This is a genomic window from Pseudomonas sp. GR 6-02 (assembly GCF_001655615.1).
In the GTDB taxonomy this organism is placed as follows: domain Bacteria; phylum Pseudomonadota; class Gammaproteobacteria; order Pseudomonadales; family Pseudomonadaceae; genus Aquipseudomonas.
The window spans coordinates 2,913,802-2,935,716 of record NZ_CP011567.1 but is presented as its reverse complement, the minus strand read 5'-3'; the positions used below and the strand labels follow the sequence as shown (position 1 = coordinate 2,935,716).

The following is a 21,915-nucleotide window of genomic DNA, read 5'->3' as shown; positions in this document are numbered from 1 at the left end:
GCGTTAGCGCGCCTTCCAGTCCCGCAGCCACTGCAAGCCGGCCGACGTGTTGCCACGGGGCCGGTATTCGCACCCTACCCAGCCGTCATAACCCAACTGGTCGATCAACTCGAACAGATAGGGATAGTTGACTTCGCCCAGGTCCGGCTCATGTCGATCCGGTACGCCGGCGATCTGGATATGACCGATGCCGGCGAAATCCCGACGCAGTTTAGTGGCCAGGTCACCTTCGACGATCTGGCAGTGGTAGCAATCGAACTGAACCTTCAGGTTACTGGCGCCCACTTCCTTGCAGATGGCCTGGGCCTGATCCTGGCGGTTGAGGAAAAAGCCCGGCATGTCGCGCGTGTTGATCGGTTCCAGCAGCACGGTGACACCGACCTTGGCGGCCTGCGCGGTGGCGTAGGCCAGGTTCTCCAGGTACGCGCCGTGATGCCGTGGTCGATCGTTTTCCGACGGCAGCAGCCCGGCCATCACATGGATGCGTGAGTTGCCCAGGACGGCGGCGTATTCCAGTGCGCGATCGAAACCGCTGCGAAATTCACTCTCCCGGCCCGGCAACGATACCGTGCCCCGCTCGCCTGCCGCCCAATCGCCGGGCGGTGCGTTGAACAGCGCCTGCACCAAGCCGTTATCGCTCAAGCGCTGTTTGAGTTCCTGGGCGCTGTAGTCGTAGGGGAACAGGTATTCCACCGCTTCAAAACCATCGGCGGCCGCGGCGGCGAAGCGATCCAGAAACTCATGTTCCGGGTAGAGCATGCTGAGGTTGGCAGCAAAACGAGGCATGGTAGCTCCTATGTATGTTTTTTGTAGGAGCCAGGCTTGCCGGCGAAGGCGCTCTTAAAGACGCCTTCGCCGGCAAGCCTGGCTCCTACAAGTCGACAGTTCGTTAGACAAACGGCCAGATCAGCAAGGTAATACCGAAACCCAGCGTGCCGAGCAAGGTGGTCAGCACGGTCCAGGTACGCAGGCCGTCGGCCACGTTCAACCCGGACAGCTTGGTGAAGATCCAGTAACCGGCGTCGTTGATATGGGACATGGCCAACCCGCCACCGCCCATGGCCAGGCACAGCAGCGCCATGTGATTCGCGGTGAGGTTGAGGGTCGCGATCAGCGGGCTGATGATGCCGGCGGTGGTCACCAGCGCCACCGTGGTCGAGCCCTGGACCGCACGCAACAGCATGGTCAGCAGAAAGCCCAGCGCGAGCACCGGCAGACCGGTGGTGCGCAACAAATCGGAGACCACCGCGCCGATGCCGGTATCCACCAGCACCTTGCCGAACACACCGCCGGCACCGGCAATCAGAATCACCATGGCCACACCTGGCAAGGCCGAACCGATCACGTCAGACACCTGGGTACGACTCCAGCCCCGACGCGAACCCAACAACCAGGCACACAGCAAGGTGTCGATCAGCAGCGCCACCAATGGCGCACCGAGCACGGTCATGATGCCGCGCAGGACCGAGTCGGCAGGCAGCAACGAGTTGGACAGTGTTCCCAGCAGAATCAGAATGATCGGTAGCGCTATCAGGCTGACGATCATGCCAAAACCCGGTGCGGGTGCCGGCGGCAACTTGGAAACGATAGCGCTAGTGGACTCTTCCAGGCCCATGTGCGACGCGGCCACGGCAGCTCGTTCAGCGCTCTTGCCGTTGCCATTGGCCCAGGCGACCAGGTCTTCGTTGGTGACATGCGGGCCATAGACTTCGGCGCGGATATCGTCGGTCATCGGGTACACCCGACGGGTCATGCGCCCGGCCACGCGGTAACCGACATAGCAGAGGAACGCGGTGATCGGCAGACCGAACATCAGCACGCGACCGAGGTCGGCACCCAACTGACTGGCAGCGGCCACCGCGCCGGGGTGTGGCGGCAGGAAGGCGTGTACGGTCAGCAACGCAGCACACATCGGCAACGCAAACACCAACAGTGGCTTGCGTGCACTGCGGGCAACGCCATAGGCCAGCGGCATCAGGATGATCACACCGACCTCGAAGAACACCGGCACCCCGACCATGAACCCGGCAATCGTCAGCGCCAGCGGCGTGCGTCGATTGCCGAAACGGCTGATCAGCGTCTTGGCCAGCGCCTCGGCGCCGCCGGAGAGTTCGATGATCCGCCCGATCATCGCGCCCAGGGCAATGATGATCGCGATGTGGCCCAGGGTCTTGCCCATGCCGCCTTCGATGGTGGCGACCAGGTCGGCCGGTTTCACCCCGGCCACCAGCGCCACCAGAATGCTCACCAGCATCAACGCCACGAAAGGCTGGAACTTGTACTTGAGCACCAAAAACAACAACAGAGCGATCCCTAGCCCCGCGGTAACCATCAGGATTAACGGGCTCATTTCACAAGCCCTCCGCGCCGGGCGAACACAAGGGTGCTGCAACCGGGTCTGAAAATGCCGCAGTGAAGGTGAGTCATGCCTGGATGTCCTCTTGTTATTGTATTTTTCAGGCAAGCCGGGGTCGTGGGAGTCGCTGCGCGTCTCCCGAACGGGGCCTGCTTTATCGGTCTTTCGTGTTCTATCGTTTGAAGAAAAGTCAGCGCCCTACCAGTGCACACCGAAAGCCGCTCGCAGCTCGTCCAGTGCTGCCTGATCGAGCGGTTCGGGCTTGGGATTGCTCATCAGCCACAACCGCGCGGTTTCTTCGAGCTCCTCCAGGGCGTAGCTGGCTCTGGACACCGAACTCTCCCAGACCACCGGCCCCAGCCGTTCGAGCATCACGCCGCGAACACTGTTGGCCAGTTGTGCGACCTGTTCGGCCACCTTTGGCGAGCCGGGACGCTGGTAGCTGATCAACGGGATATGCCCGACTTTCATCACCTGATAGGGCGTCAATGGCGGCAGGATGTCGTTCGGCTGCCAGACACCTGCCAACGTCAACGCCACCAGATGAGTGGAATGGGTATGCACCACACCACCGACACTCGGGTTGCGGTCGTAGACCTGGCGATGCAACGCCAATGTCTTCGACGGCTTGTCGCCAGACACCCATTCGCCAGCCAGATTGACCTTGGCGATGGTCGCCGGATCGAGGCGGCCGAGGCAGACATCGGTCGGCGTGATCAGCCAGCCATCGTCCAGCCGTGCGCTGATATTGCCGGCGCTGCCGACGGTGTAACCGCGCTCATACAGGCTGCGGCCAACGTCGCAGATTTCTTCGCGCAGGGCGTTTTCATTACTCATTGCGCACCTCCGGTCTGGGCCAGTTGCTTCAGCGCTTTGCTGAAGAAATCCCGACCACCGAAGTTGCCCGATTTGAGCGCCAGGGCCAGAGGCTCATCGGTGCTGCTGACGGTTGCCGGCACACCCGGATCAATCTGCGCGCCAATTTGCAGCAGTTGTACGCCCAGCGCCTGAACCACCGCGCCCGACGTTTCACCGCCGGCGATCACGAAGCGCCGCACGCCGCTCTGACGCAAGCCTTGAGCAATTTCGCCAAAGGCGTTTTCCACCAGACTGCCGGCCTGTTCGACGCCGAGCTGCTGTTGCACTGCCTTGACCTCGTCCGGTGCGCTGGTGGCGTAGATCAATACGGGTTGTTCATTGTTCTTGGCGAAGGCCAGGGCCTGGGCCACCACCGGTTCGCCAGCCGCCAGGGCCAACGGATCAATCCGCAACGCGGGTCGACCGGCTTCGAGCCAGGCCGCGACTTGGCCATTGGTGGCGACCGAAGCGCTACCGGCCAACACCACTTCACCGCCAGCCACCGCCGGGAGTTTCGAGGCATCGAGGTCGCGCAATTTACCGGCGCGACGGAAGTTTTCTGGCAAGCCCAGGGCCAGCCCCGAGCCGCCAGTCAACAACGGCAAGTCGGCACAGGCGGTGCCGAGGGTGTACAGATCCTGGTCCGACAAGGCATCGGCAATCGCCATACCGATACCTTGAGCCCGCAGTTCGGCGATGCGTCCGCGTACCTTTTCGGCGCCTTGGGCAATGGTGTCGTAGCGCAACAGGCCGACGTTCAGACGGGTCTGCGACTGCAGCACCCGCACCAGGTTGGCATCGGTCATCGGCGTCAGCGGGTGATGCTGCATGCCCGACTCGCTGAGCAGTTGATCCTGGACGAACAAGTGACCGCGAAAGATCGTCCGGCCATTCTCCGGGAACGCCGGGCACGCCAGGGTGAAGTCGCTGCCCAGCGCCGCCAGCAGTGCTTCACTGACCTGGCCGATATTGCCGGCCGCGGTGGAATCGAACGTCGAGCAGTACTTGAAGAAAATCTGCTCGCAGCCTTGCTCACGCAACCAGGCCAGCGCGGCAAGGGATTGCTCGACCGCTTCGGCGACTGGAATGGTGCGTGACTTGAGGGCGATGACGATCGCATCGGCATCGAGCCCGGCCGCCACTTCGCTGCTCGGAATGCCAATGCTTTGCACGGTGCGCATACCGCCGCGCACCAGCATGTTGGCCAGGTCCGTGGCACCGGTGAAATCGTCGGCGATGCAGCCCAGCAATGGGCGTGCAGGGGTAGTGTTCATTGGGTGTTCCTCAAACCGGCTCGGTCTTGGCAGTCGGCAACTCGATGCCGGGGAAAATCTTGATTACTGCCGAGTCGTCCTCACGCCCGAAGCCGGCACTGGAAGCCTGCATGAACATCTGGTGGGCGGTGGCCGACAGCGGCAGCGGGAATTTGCTGGCCCGTGCGGTATCCAGCACCAGGCCCAGGTCCTTGACGAAAATATCCACCGCGGACAATGGCGTGTAATCAGCCTTGAGAATGTGCGGCACGCGGTTTTCGAACATCCAGGAATTACCGGCGCTGTGGGTGATCACTTCGTAAAGCGCCTCGGCATCGACCCCTTCACGCAGGCCCAGCGCCATGGCTTCGGCAGAGGCCGCGATGTGCACACCGGCGAGCAACTGGTTGATGATCTTGACCTTCGAACCCAGGCCATGGCTGTCGCCCAGGCGATAAACCTTGCCGGCCATGCCTGCCAGGACGGCTTCGGCCTTGGCGTAAGCGTCGGCCGGGCCGGACGTCATCATGGTCATTTCACCGGCAGCCGCCTTGGCTGCGCCACCGGAGATCGGGGCATCCAGATACAGCAAGCCCTGGGCGGTCAGGCGCTGGCCCAGGTCGACAGCGTAGATCGGGGCCACGGTGGCACAACCGATCACCAGGCTGCCCGGGCGCAACGCAGCGACGGCGCCACCCTCGCCAAACAATACGGTTTCGGTCTGCTCGGCGTTCACCACCACGGTAATGATCACGTCGCACGCCGCGGCCATCTGCGCGGGCGAAGAGCACGCCACGCCGCCCTCCCCGGCAAACTGTTCAGTCACCTGCGCACGCACATCACAGGCATGCACATTGAAACCACTGCGCAACAGTGAGCGGGCAATGCCCAACCCCATCGCGCCCAGACCGACAACACCGACATTCTTGTTATTCATGGGGTACTCCTGAGGGAAGCAACGGCCTGTTCCACGCCGGTAAAGCGCAGGCGGCGGGCCGCGATGTAGAGATGGGCACCGGCGGCATGGCCAGCGGATCGCCCAACACAGTGGCAGCTACGATCGCTTGGCACTGGTTGAGCAGATAATCCATCAATGAACAGATTATGTGAAGTATTTTTTTAAAATAACATTTTTTAACATCTACTCAGGTGCATCGATAGCCGCGACGCGCTTTTTTGTAGCAGCTGTCGAGCTCGCGAGGCTGCGTTCGGCTGCGCAGCAGTCGTAAAACCAGAACTCGCGGTGCATCAGGCAAACCACGTCAGCCGGATTCACGACGGCTGCGCCGCCGAACGCAGCCTCGCAGGCTCGACAGCTGCTACGGGTCGCGTTCACGCAGGTGAAAAAAGTCAGATCGCCATCAGGCCGCCTTGCAAAAACACCACGACCGTCTAAGTTCAGAACTATCTCTACAGGCGTAACCAAACCGTACATAAACCAGCCCCTCAGGCGAGAGAATCTATTGATCTAAAACCAACCAGACGCTGCTTTTAATTACTGACACGGAATCAGTCATAAAAATAAAGAGGGATGCTTGATGAAGCGCAGCCATGGGTATCGTGCGTTCTCGCAACGGGGGCCTGCCGGTCATTTCTGGATTTCATTGCTTTGCTTCTCAGGCTTGGTGATCGCCAGCTTTCTGTTGTTCGAACAACAGATCCAGGACTTCCTGACCCATCTCAACTTGTACCAGCCTTCCACTCCCACCCAAAAACTCAACCTGGCCCTGCTGCTGATCGCCCTGCTCGCGCTGGACGTGGTGCTGCCGGTGCCTTCGAGCATGGTCGCGCTGCTGGCCGTGGCCATGCTCGGCGCTGTTGGCGGCTACCTGGTGATTTTCGTGGGGCTGTGCCTGGGGGCCGGACTGGGGTATGCGCTGGGGGCGGGCTATTTTCGGCTGCTGTCCGGCCGCCTGGGCCTGCATCAGCGCCAGCCGGGGCAACTGGCGTACAAGCTGGGCACGCTGTCGTTGATCTGCCTGCGCGGCGTGCCGGTATTGGCCGAAACCTCGGTGGTGGCCGCCGGGATGCAACGTTATCCGCTGCCCGCGTTCGTGTTAGTGACCACCCTGGCCAATGCCGGTCTGGCACTGGCCTACAGCGCCATCGGCATCTACCTCGTCGAGCAGAACGCGCTGCTGGTGACCCTGCTCGCCAGCATGGTGTTGCCCGGGCTGTTTATCGCCGGGTACAGCCTGTTCAAAACCTTGCGCAAGCAAAACGCCGAGCATTCCCTGCACGGGCGTTTCGAGGTCCGTTACGACTACCCGGTGGTGTTCACCGATCACCTGTTCGAGCCGTCCAATCCGTGTCTGCATCACCAGCTCACCGCACGACTCACCCCACAGCACCGGGGCCCGGTGACGGTGCTGGTGTTCGCCGATGAACAACTGCTGCAAAGCGCCCCGCACCTGCTGGAACAGATCGACGCCTACTTTGCCGCCCATGCGGCGGACCTGCATTTGCAGGCCGCGCCGATTGCAGTGCCGGCCGGCGAACTGAGCAAGGATTCACAGGTGTTGCAGCAGCTTTACACCGATATGCTGCAGCATGGGCTGGACCGGCATTGCTATGTGCTGGCCCTGGGCGGCGGTGCGGTGCTGGATGCGGTGGGCTACGCCTGCGCCACCTTCCACCGTGGCATTCGCCTGATCCGCATCCCGAGCACCGTGCTGGCGCAGAACGACGCCGGCATCGGGGTGAAAAACGGCATCAATGCCTTCGGCCAGAAGAACCTGCTGGGCGCCTTCTACCCCGCCACCGCGGTAATCAACGACTTCCAGCTGCTGACCAGCCTGACCCGCCGCGACCAGATCGCCGGGCTGGCCGAGGCGGTAAAAGTGGCGCTGATCAAAGACCAGGCCTTCTTCCAATGGATGGAACAACAGGCCGACGCCCTCGCCCACTTCGATCACTCGGCCAGCCGCTATGCCATTCGCCGCTGCGCCGAACTGCACCTGGCGCACATCACCGGTGCCGGCGACCCCTTCGAGCGCGGTAACGGACGGCCACTGGATTACGGGCATTGGGCCGCGCACAAACTGGAAAACCTCAGCCAGCACCGACTACGCCATGGTGAAGCCGTGGCGGTGGGCATGGCCCTGGATGGGCTCTATGCCAATGCCCTGGGGTTGTTGAGCGATGCCGACACCGAACGGCTGCTGAACCTGTTGCTCAAGCTCGGCTTCAGCCTGAGCCCGCCGGAACTGACCTTGAAAGATGCACAGGGACGCTCGCTGGTTCTGCTCGGTCTGGAGGAATTCCGCCAGCACCTGGGCGGGCAACTCTCCATCCCCATGCTCAGCCGGATCGGCGAGTCGGTGGACCTGCACGAGATCGATGCCGCGCGGATGGAACAGGCGCTGCAACGGCTGTCGACCCGCATCGATCCGGCGCTCACCCTCAGCGAGGGCTGCGCGCAATGAGCCAGACACCACTGAACCTGAAAACCTGGATGACCCTCGGTCGGGTATCCAACCTGCCCACCGTGTGGACCAACACCTTGGCCGCCGCCCTGCTCGCCAGCAGCGCTGGTGCCCTGGCGCCGCCGTCGTCGCTGGTGTGGATCCTGCTGTTGGCCGCGCTGTCGTTGCTGTATCTGGCCGGCATGTTATTGAACGACCTGCTGGACGCCGACTGGGACCAACAGCACCACAATCCCCGCCCTATCACGTTGGGTCTGGTCAGCCGCCAGCAAGTGGGGCTGGCTACTGCGCTGTTGCTGATACTGGCTGCGGCCTCGGTATTGGGCCTGAGCCGGTTGATCGATCAACCGCACTGGTTGCTGGGTAGCGCCACCCTGCTGGTGGGCTGCATCCTCGGCTACAACGTGCTGCACAAGAAATACGCCCACAGCGTCTGGCTGATGGGCGCCTGCCGCTCGGCCCTCTACCTGACGGCGGCGGCCAGCCTGGCGGTGCCGCCGGAGCCGATCTGGCTGTGCGCCATGTTGCTTGGCGTCTACATCAGCGGCCTGACCTACCTGGCTCGTCAGGAGCACAACAACCAGTTGCTCAGCCGCCTGCCGCTACTGCTGATGTTGAGCCCGCTGGCGCTGGCGATCTATTCCGACAACGTCTGGTTCTGGCCGGTGCTACTGCTCTGGCTTGGCTGGCTGGGCTGGCATTACTGGCACCACTTGGCCAACCCGCAGCAACGGCAAGTCCGTGCCTTTATCGGCGCTGGCCTGGCGGCTCTGCCACTGTTTGATGCCCTGGTGCTGGCTGTGGCCAACCAGCCGCTGGGCAGCCTGTTATGCGTTCTGGTGTTTTTCCTGCTTCCACACTTCCAGCGCTGGATCAAACCGACATGAACATGGACGTCACTGCATCGCCATCGGCGGCTCTCGAAATACGCCACGACTGCCTCGCCGAACAACACCAGGCCCTCACCCAACAGCTCGATGACACCGAGCTGCAGTGGTGGCGCCAGGCCCAGGAGCAGCTTGCCCAACGCCCGGACGGCAATACCGCGGCGCTGTTGAGCAGCCAGTGCAAGCGCAACCTCAAGGAGCAATCGCTGCCCCACAGTCCCGACTGGAGCAGTGTCCAACTGGCGCGGGCATTGTTGCTGGCTCAGGTCCTGGAGCAACAGCCCCTCGCAGGGCAACTGCCGTTGCTGCGCCAACTGTTCCTGTGGGGTGACGATCAAGAAAAAATCGCCACCCTGAAGGCCCTCGACTGGCTCGACAGTCGCGGGCTTTGCGTGGAACTGGCGCTGCAGGCCGGGCGTACCAGTAACAGCCAGGTGTTCGCCGCCCTCGCGCTCGACACCCTTTACCCATCGCGCCATTACAGCGAACGGGCCTTCCATCAATTGGTGCTGAAGGCGCTGGGCATGGGGCTCGATATACGACGCCTGATCGGCCTGACGCAACGACACAGCGTCGCCCTCAACCAGCTGGCCCTCGACCTGCTGGACGAACAGCTCGCCGCCGAACGAACGGTGTCCGCCGGGCTGCCCCGAGTGATTGCCTTCGACCTGCTCAGCCCGGCGCAACACCAGCGCCTGGCCGGCCTGAGTCAGCAGCAACGCTTGCCGCCTGAGTGGCATGAGTACTTGGCCGGCACCTCACAGAACTGACACTCAACGACTCCTTTTCCTTGACGAGGATTTACCATGCTCAAGTACTTCGACCCGCATATTCATATGGTCAGCCGCACCACCGATGACTACCAGAACATGGCCGCCGCCGGCATCACCGGGGTGATCGAACCGGCCTTCTGGCAGGGTCAGGCCAGGACCAGCGTCGGCAGTTTCATCGACTATTTCGACACCCTGTTGGGCTGGGAGCGCTTTCGCGCCAGCATGTTCGGCATTCATCATTTCTGCACCATCGGCCTCAACCCAAAGGAGGCCAATGACCTGTCGGTGGCCAATGAAGTGCTGGAGATTCTGCCGCGCTACTTGGTGAAAGACGGTGTCGTGGCGGTCGGCGAAATCGGCTACGACGACATCACCCCGGAGGAAGATCGCTTCCTCGCCGCTCAGCTGGAGCTGGCCAGACAATTCAATTTGCCGGTGCTGGTGCACACCCCGCACCGCGACAAGATCGGTGGCACCAAACGCACCCTGGCGGTGATTCGCGAAGTCGGGATTGCCGAGCACCTGGTGATCATCGACCACCTCAACGAACTGACCCTGCCGCTGGTGCTGGACAGCGACTGCTGGCGCGGCCATTCGATCTACCCCAACACCAAGATGTCGGAACAGCGCATGGTCGCCCTGTTGCAGCAGTACGGCACCGAGAAAATGGTGGTCAACAGCGCCGCCGACTGGGGCATCAGCGATCCGCTCAAGGTGCCGAAAACAGGCGAAGCGATGCTGGCTGCCGGCTTCAGCGAAAGCCAGGTCGAACAGGTGCTGTTCCACAACCCCGTGGACTTTTTTGCCCAAAGCGGCCAACTGGACAAGACCCTGGTCAGCACCCCGCTGCCCATCGACCAGCGTCGGCAGTGGCAGGAGAACTCTGCCCTGCGTGGCCAGGAACCGGTGATCAAATGAGTGCCGGCACGGGTTGGGCTGCCGCGCAGGTCGGTTATTGCAGCAATGTGCACCCGACCCGTGACCTGGCGGGACTACGGTCATCCATCGAATGGCATTTCCGGGGTGTGCGCACCCTGCGCGGCCTGAACGAGCAAGACAGTGGGCTGTGGATCAGCGCCCTCGCCGCGGCCGAACTACAGCAGGCGTCAGCTCGCGCGGACTTCCTCAGCCTGCTGCAACGCAGCGGGCTGCGGCTGACTTCACTTAACGGCTTTCCCTATGGCCAATTTCATCAGGGCGCGGTGAAAGCCGACGTCTATTTGCCCAACTGGACTGATCCGAAACGGCTGGCGTACAGCCTGAATCTGGCCCGAATCCTGGCGCACGCCCTGCCGTCGGATTGCCCCCAAGGCGTGATTTCCACCGTACCGCTGGGCTATGCCGCCGACTGGAACCCGCGGCGACAGCAGCGTGCCGAACACCTGCTGCGCCAACTCACGGCTTCACTGGCCAGGCTGCATCGGGAGACGGGCAAGAAGATCGTGTTCTGCCTGGAGATGGAGCCGGACTGCGTGCTGGAAAACACCGACCAGGCCATCGCCTTCTTCCACCGCTACCAAGCCAGCGATCCGCACCATGACTATCTGGCGCTGTGTTTTGATGTCTGCCACCAGGCCGTGGTTTTCGAACACTGCTATCAGTCGCTGGAAAAGCTGCGCCAGGCCCGAGTGCCTGTCGGCAAGATCCAGCTGTCCAACGCGCTGATTTGTCACCTGCCCGCTGAAGACCACAACCGGCGCGAACACGTGCTCAAGACCTTGAGCGACTTCGCCGAAACCACCTACCTGCATCAAGTCAAAGCCCGAGATGCGCAGGCGCGGTTATCGGGCTGGGCCGACCTGCCCGCCGCCCTCGACGATTGCGCCAATAACCTGGGGCAGTACCCCGAACTGCGGATTCATTTCCACATCCCGCTGTTCAGCGAACACTTGCTGCTGCGTGAGCTCAGCGGCAGCCAGATCGCGCTGTCGCAGACTTTCGACTTTCTCGCAGACCATGGGGATTTTCGTCCCGTGCTGGAAGTGGAAACCTACAGCTGGGGCGTCCTGCCCGCGCAACTGCGGCCCAACACCGAGCACGCCCAACTGCAGGGAATCGCCGCAGAACTGCACTGGGTCGAAGAACAACTGCGCCAGCGTCAATTGCTGCAACCCCAAGTGCGGGAGGCGTACGCCGATGCCCTCTGATCACCCGCGTCAACCGCTGCTGCTGATCAACGTGGTCGGGCTGACCCCGGCGCTGCTGGGGCCGGCGACACCGCACATCAATGCCCTGTTGAAAACGGCGAAAATGGCCAGCCTGCAACCGGTGTTTCCGGCGGTCACTTCTACAGTGCAGGCCTCGATCCTCACCGGCGCGTCGCCGTCGGAACACGGCATCGTCGGCAATGGCTGGTATTTTCGTGACCAGGCTGAAGTGCGTTTCTGGCTGCAACCCAACGCACTGATCCAGGGAGAAAAGGTCTGGCAGACGCTCAAGCGCGAACTCCCGGGTTTTCGCTGCAGCCAGTTGTTCTGGTGGTACAACATGTATGCGGACGTGGATGCGGCCATCACCCCACGCCCGCACTACCCGGCCGATGGCCGCAAGATGTTCGGCCTGTATTCGTCACCGGCCTCGTTGCATGAGCGTATCGAGCAGCAGATCGGTGAATTTCCGTTTCCGGGTTTCTGGGGGCCGGCGGCCGGCATCGCATCGAGCCGCTGGATCGTCGACTGCGCCATCGCCGAATTCCAGCTCGATCGACCGGACCTGCAGTTGGTCTACCTGCCGCATCTCGACTATTGCCTGCAGCGACTGGGCCCTGATCATCCGTCGATTGCCGACGAGGTGCGGGCCATCGACAGTGAAGTGGGTCGCCTGCTGGCCTTTGCCCAGGAGCAAGGCGCGGCGGTGATGCTGTTGTCCGAATATGGGATCGAAGCGGTACAGCAATCCATATCAATTAACCGGCTGTTGCGCTCGGAAGGCTTGTTGCAGGTGCGCCAATCGCTGACCTGGGAGTTGCTCGACCCTGGCGCCAGCGCGGCCTTTGCCGTGGCCGATCATCAGGTCGCGCACATCTACGTGAGGCAGGCGCAAGACATTCCTCGCGTCAAAGCGCTGCTGCAGCGCCAGCCCGGCATCGAGCAGGTGCTGGATAAAGCCGAACAACGGGCCTGGCAACTGGATCATCCGCGCAGCGGCGAGCTGGTGACCGTGGCCGCGCCGGGTTACTGGTTCGATTACTACTACTGGTTCGACGATCACAAGGCACCCGACTTTGCCCGCACCGTGGACATCCATCGCAAGCCCGGCTACGACCCGCTGGAACTGTTCATCGACCCGGCCATTCGCTTCCCCAAATTGAAAGTGGCGCGCCGCCTGCTGCAGAAAAAGCTCGGCTTTCGCTACTACATGGACCTGATTCCGCTGGACACCCGCCTGGTCCGTGGCAGCCATGGTCGCCTGCCCGACAGCGAGAACACCGGCCCGCTGCTCATCACCAATTGCGATCTGCCGTTGCCCCAGCGCCTTGCGGCCACGGCAGTGAAGCAACTGCTCCTGGAACACTTCCTGGGGCATTCACACACCGACCCGGCCAATGCCAAGGAGCTTCCATGCGGCGAGCCATTTCTATAACAGTTCTGAGTGCCTTGGCCGGTTTGGCTCAGGCACAGGACACCAACAACTTCAACTGCAGCAACTTCCTGCAATTTGGAATCAGTGCCGACCAGACCCGTACGGCGTTCAACAAGCACCCCGAGACCATGGCCTGGAACTGGTTCGTCTGCCTGAACCAGCCCGACGCCCAGGGTTACAACCGCGTGTGGGAGTCGTTCAAGCCTTCCGACCAGGTCTACCTGGCCAATGGCGTCAACCCTGGCTCGTATGACAGCCGCATGAAGCTGCCGGGCGAGGTGCTCAGACAAGCCAAGGCCCTGGGGCTGGACTCGAACCGTCTCCTGCACAACCTCAATGCCACCCAGCAGGTCGACGGGCTGAGCCTGGAAATGGGCGGCGCCGTGCCAGCCGCACAGCAAGGCCTCGTCGTGCGCTTTCAACTGCTGATGTCCAAGGACACTTACGACTACATCGTCAGCAAAAACGTCTACAACATGAATGGTCAGGACGCCCTGACGAGCAATCTGAACTTTCCGGCCACGGCCTGGGAGTTGAAAGCCTCCTGGCTGTGGATCGGCGCGGACATGGCTTACAAGAAGAAGCTGGAAGCCGACGGCTACTACGTTGCCCAGGCCTATTACTCGATAGGCACCGGGTACAAGGTTGGCTACGCGGCGCTGAGCGGCTTGCATGTGGTCAACAAACTGGATTCCAGCTGGGTCTGGACCACCTTCGAGAACGTCAACAACAGCAAGTACACCGTGACCAAGGGCCAACCGTCCGCGCCGATGAAAAACAGCACCGGACCGACATCGGCTGCCATACCGGTCAATACGCAGTTCCAGGCCAATAACCCAAAGCTGTCGAAATACGAGTTGATCGGCGTGGAATACCAACCCAAGACCCAGGTCCTGGCGAACTCGCAGTTGGAATCGGCATTCCAGGCCAATTCGTCCTGCCTGGCCTGCCACGGCACCGCCGCCTACTCGAAGCAGGATGGTTATTTCAATTTCGCCATACCGAGCGGCGGCGGCCTTACCTACCCCACCACACCGCTGCCGGACACGGCCTTCACCGGTTATCAGAAACTGGATTTTGTCTGGTCGCTGAAACATGCCCAGTGGCAACGCTAAGGAGAGCACGACATGAGCGTACTGAACTTTCCCCGCATCTACCTCAACGGCGAGATGTTCTGGAACCCGCCGACGGCCAACAACAACGACATGTTCCCGCTGTATGACGCAGTGAACATGGACATCAACTGGCCGTTCGTGAAGCACTTCGGCGTCGACCAGCACAACGCCCCAGACAGACTGATGCCATGGACCATCTCGACGCAGTACATGGCTAACATGCCGACCTACGTACAGCAGGTGCCAAACAATATCAATACGAACCATGACCCGTACATGCCCGCCGAATGGGATCTGTTCGGCGACAACGGTTGCGGCCTGGTGAACTACGGGAAAACCACTTCGACCGTCATCGGCGGCGAATTGAAGATCAATAACTACATCAGCCAGGACCCGCTGGTCGGCAAACAATACCAGTTGCTCGGCAGCCCCCTGGGCAGCAATACCCCGACCCCGGCGCGCTTCGTGGACATCAGCCCATGGCAAAACACGTTCACGGCGCTGTACTTCGACAAATTGGTGCTGGGGGACTCGAACTGCGGCCTGACCCTCAACCGCAAGTACCGGATGATGGACCGTTTCCTGAACTTCAGTTGGGCAGGCCTGGGTAATGGCCTGATGAACGTCAGCACCACCTGGCAGACCTGCTTCCCCAAGGAAAATCTGGAATGGGCGACCGGCAACTCCGCCCTGTTGACCAGCCTGAAGCAGCAGATGGAGGAGCAACGGGCGCAGGGCCTGATGTTCCGGTTTTCCGTGTACCTGACCTGCTATGACAAGAACGGCATATTCAACGACTACCCGCAGCGCCCCAACACCCGTTCCAACGACCCGAACATCATGGCGGATGTGCGCGACCTTTACAGAAAGGGCTTGCACAACGTCAACGAGATTTTCTTCAACCCTGCCTACAGCCGTACTTCAGCGGTCCTGGGCTTGTGGTTCGCCGATGAATACCCCACCGCGCCCGCCGGACGGCGACTGGTGGCCGATCAACCGGTGTCGATGAACCGAATGAGTTTCCATATCCAGGATGTAAAACAAGCCAAGTTGGGCGTGATCTCGGCGCAGATTACCGGTGATACCTTGTCACTTGACCTGGGCAACACCTTTCCGAGCTATCCCCTGGACGCCATGGTCGATATCCCCGTCCCGGAAAAATTCAACGCCGGTACCTACCATTTGGGCGCCGAGGTGGATGGAACATTCAAGCCGGCGGTCATCTTGAACTACGTGGACTACCGGCAAGCAGCCTTCAACCAGCGCTCGGGTATTCTCGATATCTCCCTCAATGACTATACCAAGGGTGTATTGCAATCCGGTCCCCTGATTCTACGTCAGCTGGGCAAGAACGGCGCTCCCCCCACCCGCGCCGCCATCCAGCAGACATGGACCGCCGAGGTGATCGAAAGCGGCAGCTTCGTTGACGTTGGTGACCACAAGACGCTGCACATCATGGTGCAGAACGATGGCAAGCCGGCCGCCAACACCACACTGTGGGTGGCCGAATATGGCAACCCCTACATGGTGACCAGCAGCGACTACTATCTGGCGTTCAGCAACGCGGCCAACTTCACCCTGTTCTATGACAACCCGACGGACCGCGCAAAGAACACGGCCAACCTGCCCCAGTTCATCGACGCTGCCCCGGTCATCCACTACCGCAGCACCGGCAGCGGCCGACGACTGACCGCCTTGGAGGACGTGCCCAAACCCAGCGGCAACCCGATCGGCTATCAAGATTTCCTCGTTTCCGGCAAACCGATCGCAGTCAACCTGCGCCCCTGCCTGTCCCTGGACAATGCCAAAACAGTCACCGGCACGCTGAACGACGACCAGAGAACGAAGGTGGTTTGCTCCTATACCGTCATCACCACCAATGACCAAGGCATCGCCGAGCTGGGCTACACAGGCATGGCGCCAGGCTTCCCCACCCTGCGCTTCTTCGTGAAGGAAAACAGCGACGACCCGGCCATCCCCTTCAGCTTCCCGCTCGGCGAGGCCTACGTCGACTTCCTTGCTCCGCTGCGGGTCCTGCCGCTGGACATGAAGTTGCAACAGGAGTTCATCGACACCTGGAACGGCATATGCACCTCCACGCAAGCCCCGGAAGAAATATGGAACACGTTCATCTTTCCAAAGGTCCTGCAGTCGTTCTATTACCTCTACCCCATCATGAACAAGTACATGCCCCTTGATTCACGCACGCGGGTGGAGGGCGCCGTCGACCAGTTACTCATATTGATCAACAAGGAGAACCAGGACGAAAGCACCCTGGCCATGCCCATCACCCGAGACCTGTCGCAAAGCCGCCGCGCCATACTGCAGCTGTGGGCCAAACGTCTGGTGAAGCTCAACTTTCCACCCAAGACGCTCTCCATGAGCGACTACAACAACCTTTGACGTTTCACGCCGGATTACCGGGTGGCGAGTCCGTCACCCGGTACTTCACAGGAGGTGTCCTATGAAAATCATCTTGGACCGGTTGTTGCTGTTGATCCTGCTGCTCAGCCCGCCTGTTTTCGCCCAGGACAGCGGTGCCGTGTACTTCACCATGGGGGTGCACAACACCGAGGGGTGCAATGAACAGAACGGTAATTGCATCGCAACACGAGCACCGGGCGAGCCTTCCGATCCGTTTTTCCCGGCCTACTGGATCAGCGACTGGACCATGTACCGGGTGATGCACAACTACGAGAAAAACCCGCCGCCCTACAGCAATCCACCCACCACCCTGACCCCGGCGGACTACACCGTCTCTCGCGGCACCAGTTACTACGACACCGCCTACATCCCGCCGGATGGCGACGGCTTCGGCGCGATGATGGAACACTACGAGAAATACTGCCTGCCGATCTTCCCGATCAAGAACAACAACTACACCTGCTCCTTCGTGTCGCTGGGCAACAAGGCCTACTTCCTGACCTATCCCCAGGACCGTCCCAAGGACATGCCGGCCTGCTGCATGTTCTCGCCGATGAACCACCCACCACGGCAGGATTTCATCAAGCACCTGCCCTACAGTGCCGCGCGCAGCCAGAACCTCAATGGCAGCGTGCAAGCCTATGCCCTGGATGTCGACTCGCCACAAGGCCCGATCCTGTTCGGCTACGCCTTCTACAAGAACGTCACGGGACAACCGCCCTACCGGCATCCGCAATCGTTCTATTTCTCCGGTGATGCCAGCGTCGCCAACGCCCCCATCGTCAGCCAGAACTACACCAACTTCCGCATCGCCAAACCGGACCCGGCCCAGACCTGGGCGCAAGTGGCCGCCATGTGCCCGGCGAATCCGCCGCCCTGCCAATTGTTCGAGCCACCGGCGTCACAGAGCAACGGCCAAAAGGCGCAGTGGAACAAGCTCATGCAACGCAAACCCTGAATAACGACGAAGGATCGCCATGAAAACCACATTCCGTTTCTGCGTGATGTTAGTGGGCCTGGCCAGTCTGCCGGCCTTGATCCTGGAGCAGGCCCTGGCCCGAGAACAGGCCATGCCGTCGACGCAGGCCAGTAACCTGAGTTGCCAACCCCCCAGCACCGCGCCGGTCGCCACCGCCAGTCAGGACCAGTTCGATCAATACAGCTGGCAGATGTTCATCGCTTTGAACTGGCCCGCACAGGATGGGCAACGAGGTGATCCCGACTGCGCCAAACAGCTTGGGGATCCCGGCTACACCGTTTGGCAAACCTACAAGACCGTGGAGGAAATCTTTCTGCCGAGGGGTGCCAATCCTGGCCCGTGGAATACCCCGCAGACCGCCAAAAGCCTGGGCATCATCAACATCGCCGCGCTGAAGAACAGCACCCAGGTGAATGCCGTCGACCAGGCCGTCGGCGGCTGGCTGATCGACCAGGCAGGTAACCCGACCTACTACGACATCTCGGCCAACGAGACGTCCTACGACTACATCGTCAACAACAACTTCTATAACGCCGACGTCGTTTCCAAAGCCAATAACATCAACTTCCCCAATGGGGTCATCGAGGTCAAGTCGAGCTGGCGCATCCTCACCCCCAACGACAATGCCAGCCACTACCTGACCATGCTGGCGCGCGTGGCCACGTTCAACGACCAGGGCCAGCGCAGCGGTGTCACCGAGGCCTACCTGGGCCTGGTGGGCCTGCACATCATCACCAAGGTCAATGGCTATCCACAGTGGATCTGGTCGACCTTCGAGCAGATCGACAACGTTCCGCCCAAGGAACTGGTACACGGTGAGTGGGTCGATCAGCCGACACCCGGCACAACCTATTCCTACTTCAACCCCACCGCGCCCCTCGTCAGCCTCAACCAGTCACCCTGCGACTGGCAGACTCAGGGCGGACAACTGGCCTGCGTGCCCAAACCCGGCACCACGTTCCAGACCCCGAACCCGCTGAACCGGGTCACCCCGATTGCCGAGATCACCAACGGGGTAAACACCAATTACCGCACCAACCCGGACGTGCAAAAAAGCGTGTTGAAGTACTACCAGCTCATCACCACCCAGCGTCCGTTGATGCCGGACAACCCCAGCAATCCACTGGGCCAGCCGACCCCGTCGCTCTCGGCCAACGTCACCATGGAGAGCTACATCCAGCCCAACAGCAGCTGCATGAATTGCCACTCCATGGCGACACCGGTCAAAAGTCCCTACAAGGCCGATTTCTCCTACATGTTCAAATTCGCCAACGCGCCTGTCGGCAAAACCACCAAGGACGAGGAATAGATCATGAGCATTCTCAATGGACCACGCCTGAATTTCTGGGGCGGCATCCGCACGGACGTCAGCCTGCCAAACAACTCCCCCACCATTCCTTACGACGGCAATGAGGAATGGCCGCTCTTCGACCTGACCACCTCGACCCTGGCGCCGACTGCTCAGTCTTATACCGACGATCAGCTGAACAACATGATCAACGCGCCCGACGGCGACTACTACACCGCTGGCGGCTGGAATCACTATGGGCAGCATGTCGTCGACATGCAGAACGCCTTGATCAGTTCCCAGGGCAATCCGGGCAGCATCAGCACCACCGGCGACATGGTGGGCCAGCCGGTTTATCTGCTCGGCTCGGTGGATCCGGTGACCGGACAAGGCCCCGTCTCCGGCCCGATGATGGTGGACCTGGACCCCACCTCCTCAACGACCACCCAGATATTCGTCGGCGGCCTGCAGATTGGTGGTAACAGCGACATCCAGTTGCTGATTCGCAGTAATACCGTGTGCAGCAGTTTCGACGTGGCGGGACGTGTGCTGTTGCCCGCGAAAATGGATGCGCCGGGATCTTTCCACGCCAGCGGTACGTTTCAACTGACCTTCCCTTTGAGCAGCATCGTCAGCTGGAACCAGAACAGCAGTGGCCTGCGCTCGATCATCCAGGCACCGGGTGCGACCGGCATTGTCCTGCGTTTCGTCATGTTCGAAATGTGCCCCACGATGACCACGGAACAACTGGACGCCGATTATGCCGCCGGCCGATACACCCCCAACCCGAGCATCGGCAGGGTCATCGGTACACTGGCCCCGGCCTTCGCCGACGAGCCGCTGAACTGCCAGCCGGGCCGGCAACTGGTCAACCAGAGTACGGGGAATGCCGGCTATGCCGACCTGGGCGGCAACGGTTACCTGAGCATCGACATGGTGAACGTCATTCCGAAGCAAACCTTCAGGGCCGTCAGGGACGATATCACCAGCCCTATCGGACCGAACGCGAACTACGGCCCCGTCACCATCACCGCAGGCACCACTGAACTGGCCACCCTGGACCCGACCAACCGCTTTCTATTCGACTACTACGTGTATGGCGGCATCGTCGACCTGCCCCTGACCGCCAACCAGCTACAGGCAGTGCAGACCGCCGCCCTGGCGATCAACGCGCCCGGCAAGGTCGCCGGTACCACGTTGCAAGCCACCGAATCGACCTATCGGGTGTATGCCGATCAGCGCAACGTCTACCTGGAGGACTACCCCAATGGCCTGTCAATCACCTTGCAGGTCAGGTACTTGGGCGGTCCGGTCCCCAAAGCCACCGAAATCGACCTGCAGGCTGCTGCTCCTGCTGTTTACGATGAACCGCAATACTGGGATTTCCTCGATTTTCCTGCATCGCTGACCGTTAACCCTGGCCAGCTCGCGATCAGTTTCCCGGTCACCGTCAAAGCGGGTTCTGCCGCCCAGGCGGGCTTTGTCGCCTTGACCTGCACGGCCAATGGCCTTCCAAGCAGTGGCTACTTCACCAGCTTCCGCAAATACGCACAGACCGACTTCGGCATCCCCGCGGGCACCCACATCACCTGGGAGCTGATGTACCCGAACGTCCTGCGCTTTCACTACCTGGCCTTCCCCGCCATGTCGCGCTACATCCCGCTCAATCAGCCCGACGCGGTCATGGGCGCCAAGAACCCCATTCTCGCCCGAACTTCGGATGCGTACAAAGGCACCACGCTGTTCATGCCTGTGGTGCGCTCGATGTCGCCCTGCCAGCGGGCGCTGCTCCGGGCTTATCTCACCGGTGAACCGTGGCAACCGCCGCAGTAACCGCATCCATCCGTTATTCATGGAGAGAGCCCTATGCCCATTCCCATTAATATCCCTGCGCGGCCCAGCGAAACCCTGTGCCCGAGCACCATCATCGCCGAAGGCCTGCTGAACCCTCGGGGCATTTGCGTGCAGGCCGATGGCAGCCTGCTGCTGACCGAAGCCGGCTCGGGCCTGCCGGAACAGCCCTTCAGCGGTCGTATCAGTCGACTGCGACCGGATCCGCACAAGCCCGGCGCCTATCTGCCCGGCGAGATACTGGCGCAAGGTTTTCGCGCCATGAACATGCAGGCTCGCATGCTGCGCGATGAAATCATGGGGCTGTCGGACATCGCCTGCGGTGACGGGCGCTGTCTGGTCAGCCAGACCGATTACGTCGAGGGTTCCAAACTGCTGGACCTGCAATTCACACCGCCCGAACCGGTGTTTCACAGCCGTGGCAATCTGAATGCGCTGTGCTACCACCCGACCCGCCGCAGTTGGCTGGCGGTCAAACCCGATACCAATCAGTTGGTGGAATTCGCCAGCGGACAGGACGAACGCGTGCTGGTCCGGTTGCCCGAACTGGACCAGGGCCAGGAAGCCGTCCCGGTGACCCTGGTGTACGAACCGGCGACCGACGCAGTGCTGATCAGTCTGTTTTCCGGAGAGTTGCAGGGCGACCCGACGCGCAAGGGCATCGACTTCGCCGAGAAGGCCGGCCAGGTGATTCGGGTCTGGCCTGACAGTGGGCAAGTCGAGCTCCTGATTCGTGGCCTGCAACTGCCGACCGGACTGGCGCTGTGTCCGAAGGGCAACGTGTTGGTGCTGGAGCTCTGCGACCGCCTGCAGCAACCCTTGCCACCCGACTGGAACGGCGAACCGCTGCATGGCGGCTTTACCCGTTTTACCGGGCGACTGCTGAGCTGCAACTTGCATACCGCCCAGGTCGCCGTGCTCGCCCGCGACCTGGATACCCCTTCCAACCTGTGTCTGCTGGAGGATGCGGTACTGGTGAGCGAAGGCATGGGTTTGACCGGCCGGCCACTGCCCATGCCAGACAACACCGTCGTCCCGTTGAGCGGCAGGCTGCGGCGGGTGCAGCTCTGAAAAGGTGGGCCACACGTTGCCTGAACATTACCTGCCCCGAATTTGGCAGGAAT

At 61.4% G+C, this 21,915-nt stretch carries 17 protein-coding genes; 12 read left to right on the top strand and 5 right to left on the bottom strand.

Features of this window, described 5'->3' with window-relative positions; translation table 11 throughout:
• Positions 1 to 3: 3 nt before the first annotated feature.
• The 5 genes from otnI to ltnD all read right to left on the bottom strand — a co-directional run bounded on the left by otnI (position 4) and on the right by ltnD (position 5,404).
• Entirely contained in the window at positions 4 to 786 is a 783-nt protein-coding gene (otnI, locus tag PGR6_RS12995; RefSeq protein ID WP_064617537.1) for a 2-oxo-tetronate isomerase, read from the bottom strand.
• 103 nt (positions 787 to 889) lie between these two features.
• Positions 890 to 2,350 (bottom strand): GntP family transporter, encoded by a 1,461-nt coding sequence (locus PGR6_RS12990; RefSeq protein ID WP_018928934.1) that lies wholly within the window; start codon positions 2,348 to 2,350, stop codon positions 890 to 892.
• A gap of 204 nt (positions 2,351 to 2,554) precedes the next feature.
• On the bottom strand, positions 2,555 to 3,193 hold the full coding sequence (otnC, locus tag PGR6_RS12985; protein WP_007941469.1) for a 3-oxo-tetronate 4-phosphate decarboxylase: 639 nt from the start codon (positions 3,191 to 3,193) through the stop codon (positions 2,555 to 2,557).
• Positions 3,190 to 4,488, bottom strand: coding sequence for a 3-oxo-tetronate kinase (gene otnK, locus PGR6_RS12980; protein ID WP_064617535.1), 1,299 nt, complete (start codon positions 4,486 to 4,488; stop codon positions 3,190 to 3,192). Before otnK ends, otnC begins: the two co-directional genes overlap by 4 nt.
• Positions 4,489 to 4,498: 10 nt before the next feature.
• On the bottom strand, positions 4,499 to 5,404 hold the full coding sequence (gene ltnD, locus PGR6_RS12975; RefSeq protein ID WP_064617533.1) for an L-threonate dehydrogenase: 906 nt from the start codon (positions 5,402 to 5,404) through the stop codon (positions 4,499 to 4,501).
• Positions 5,405 to 6,005: 601 nt separating this feature from the next.
• Here ltnD and PGR6_RS12970 point away from each other — a divergent pair.
• The 12 genes from PGR6_RS12970 to PGR6_RS12915 all read left to right on the top strand — a co-directional run bounded on the left by PGR6_RS12970 (position 6,006) and on the right by PGR6_RS12915 (position 21,862).
• A complete protein-coding gene (locus PGR6_RS12970) occupies positions 6,006 to 7,892 on the top strand; it encodes a 3-dehydroquinate synthase (protein WP_064617531.1) in 1,887 nt (628 codons plus the stop codon).
• A complete protein-coding gene (locus tag PGR6_RS12965) occupies positions 7,889 to 8,779 on the top strand; it encodes a UbiA family prenyltransferase (protein ID WP_064617529.1) in 891 nt (296 codons plus the stop codon). The genes PGR6_RS12970 and PGR6_RS12965 overlap by 4 nt, the downstream gene beginning before the upstream one ends.
• Positions 8,776 to 9,549, top strand: coding sequence for an EboA domain-containing protein (locus PGR6_RS12960; protein WP_064617527.1), 774 nt, complete (start codon positions 8,776 to 8,778; stop codon positions 9,547 to 9,549). The genes PGR6_RS12965 and PGR6_RS12960 overlap by 4 nt, the downstream gene beginning before the upstream one ends.
• Positions 9,550 to 9,585: 36 nt before the next feature.
• Positions 9,586 to 10,470, top strand: a complete 885-nt coding sequence (locus PGR6_RS12955; RefSeq protein ID WP_064617525.1) for a TatD family hydrolase — start codon at positions 9,586 to 9,588, stop codon at positions 10,468 to 10,470.
• Complete coding sequence (gene eboE, locus PGR6_RS12950; protein WP_064617523.1) at positions 10,467 to 11,699, top strand: metabolite traffic protein EboE; 1,233 nt, start codon at positions 10,467 to 10,469, stop codon at positions 11,697 to 11,699. Before PGR6_RS12955 ends, eboE begins: the two co-directional genes overlap by 4 nt.
• A complete protein-coding gene (locus PGR6_RS12945; RefSeq protein ID WP_064617521.1) occupies positions 11,689 to 13,134 on the top strand; it encodes an alkaline phosphatase family protein in 1,446 nt (481 codons plus the stop codon). Before eboE ends, PGR6_RS12945 begins: the two co-directional genes overlap by 11 nt.
• On the top strand, positions 13,113 to 14,249 hold the full coding sequence (locus PGR6_RS12940; RefSeq protein ID WP_018928924.1) for a hypothetical protein: 1,137 nt from the start codon (positions 13,113 to 13,115) through the stop codon (positions 14,247 to 14,249). Before PGR6_RS12945 ends, PGR6_RS12940 begins: the two co-directional genes overlap by 22 nt.
• A gap of 12 nt (positions 14,250 to 14,261) precedes the next feature.
• Positions 14,262 to 16,652 carry a hypothetical protein gene (locus tag PGR6_RS12935; RefSeq protein ID WP_018928923.1) on the top strand — a complete coding sequence of 797 codons (2,391 nt, stop codon included), beginning with the start codon at positions 14,262 to 14,264 and terminating at the stop codon, positions 16,650 to 16,652.
• 61 nt (positions 16,653 to 16,713) lie between these two features.
• Positions 16,714 to 17,631 (top strand): hypothetical protein, encoded by a 918-nt coding sequence (locus PGR6_RS12930; RefSeq protein ID WP_064617519.1) that lies wholly within the window; start codon positions 16,714 to 16,716, stop codon positions 17,629 to 17,631.
• Between the two features lie 19 nt (positions 17,632 to 17,650).
• Positions 17,651 to 18,961: a hypothetical protein gene (locus tag PGR6_RS12925; protein ID WP_064617517.1), complete on the top strand. Its 1,311-nt coding sequence runs from the start codon at positions 17,651 to 17,653 to the stop codon at positions 18,959 to 18,961.
• Between the two features lie 3 nt (positions 18,962 to 18,964).
• The gene (locus PGR6_RS12920) at positions 18,965 to 20,773 is read left to right on the top strand and encodes a hypothetical protein (RefSeq protein WP_018928920.1); all 1,809 of its coding nucleotides are present in this window, start codon (positions 18,965 to 18,967) and stop codon (positions 20,771 to 20,773) included.
• A 33-nt stretch (positions 20,774 to 20,806) separates the two neighbouring features.
• On the top strand, positions 20,807 to 21,862 hold the full coding sequence (locus PGR6_RS12915; protein ID WP_064617515.1) for a hypothetical protein: 1,056 nt from the start codon (positions 20,807 to 20,809) through the stop codon (positions 21,860 to 21,862).
• Positions 21,863 to 21,915 lie beyond the last annotated feature (53 nt).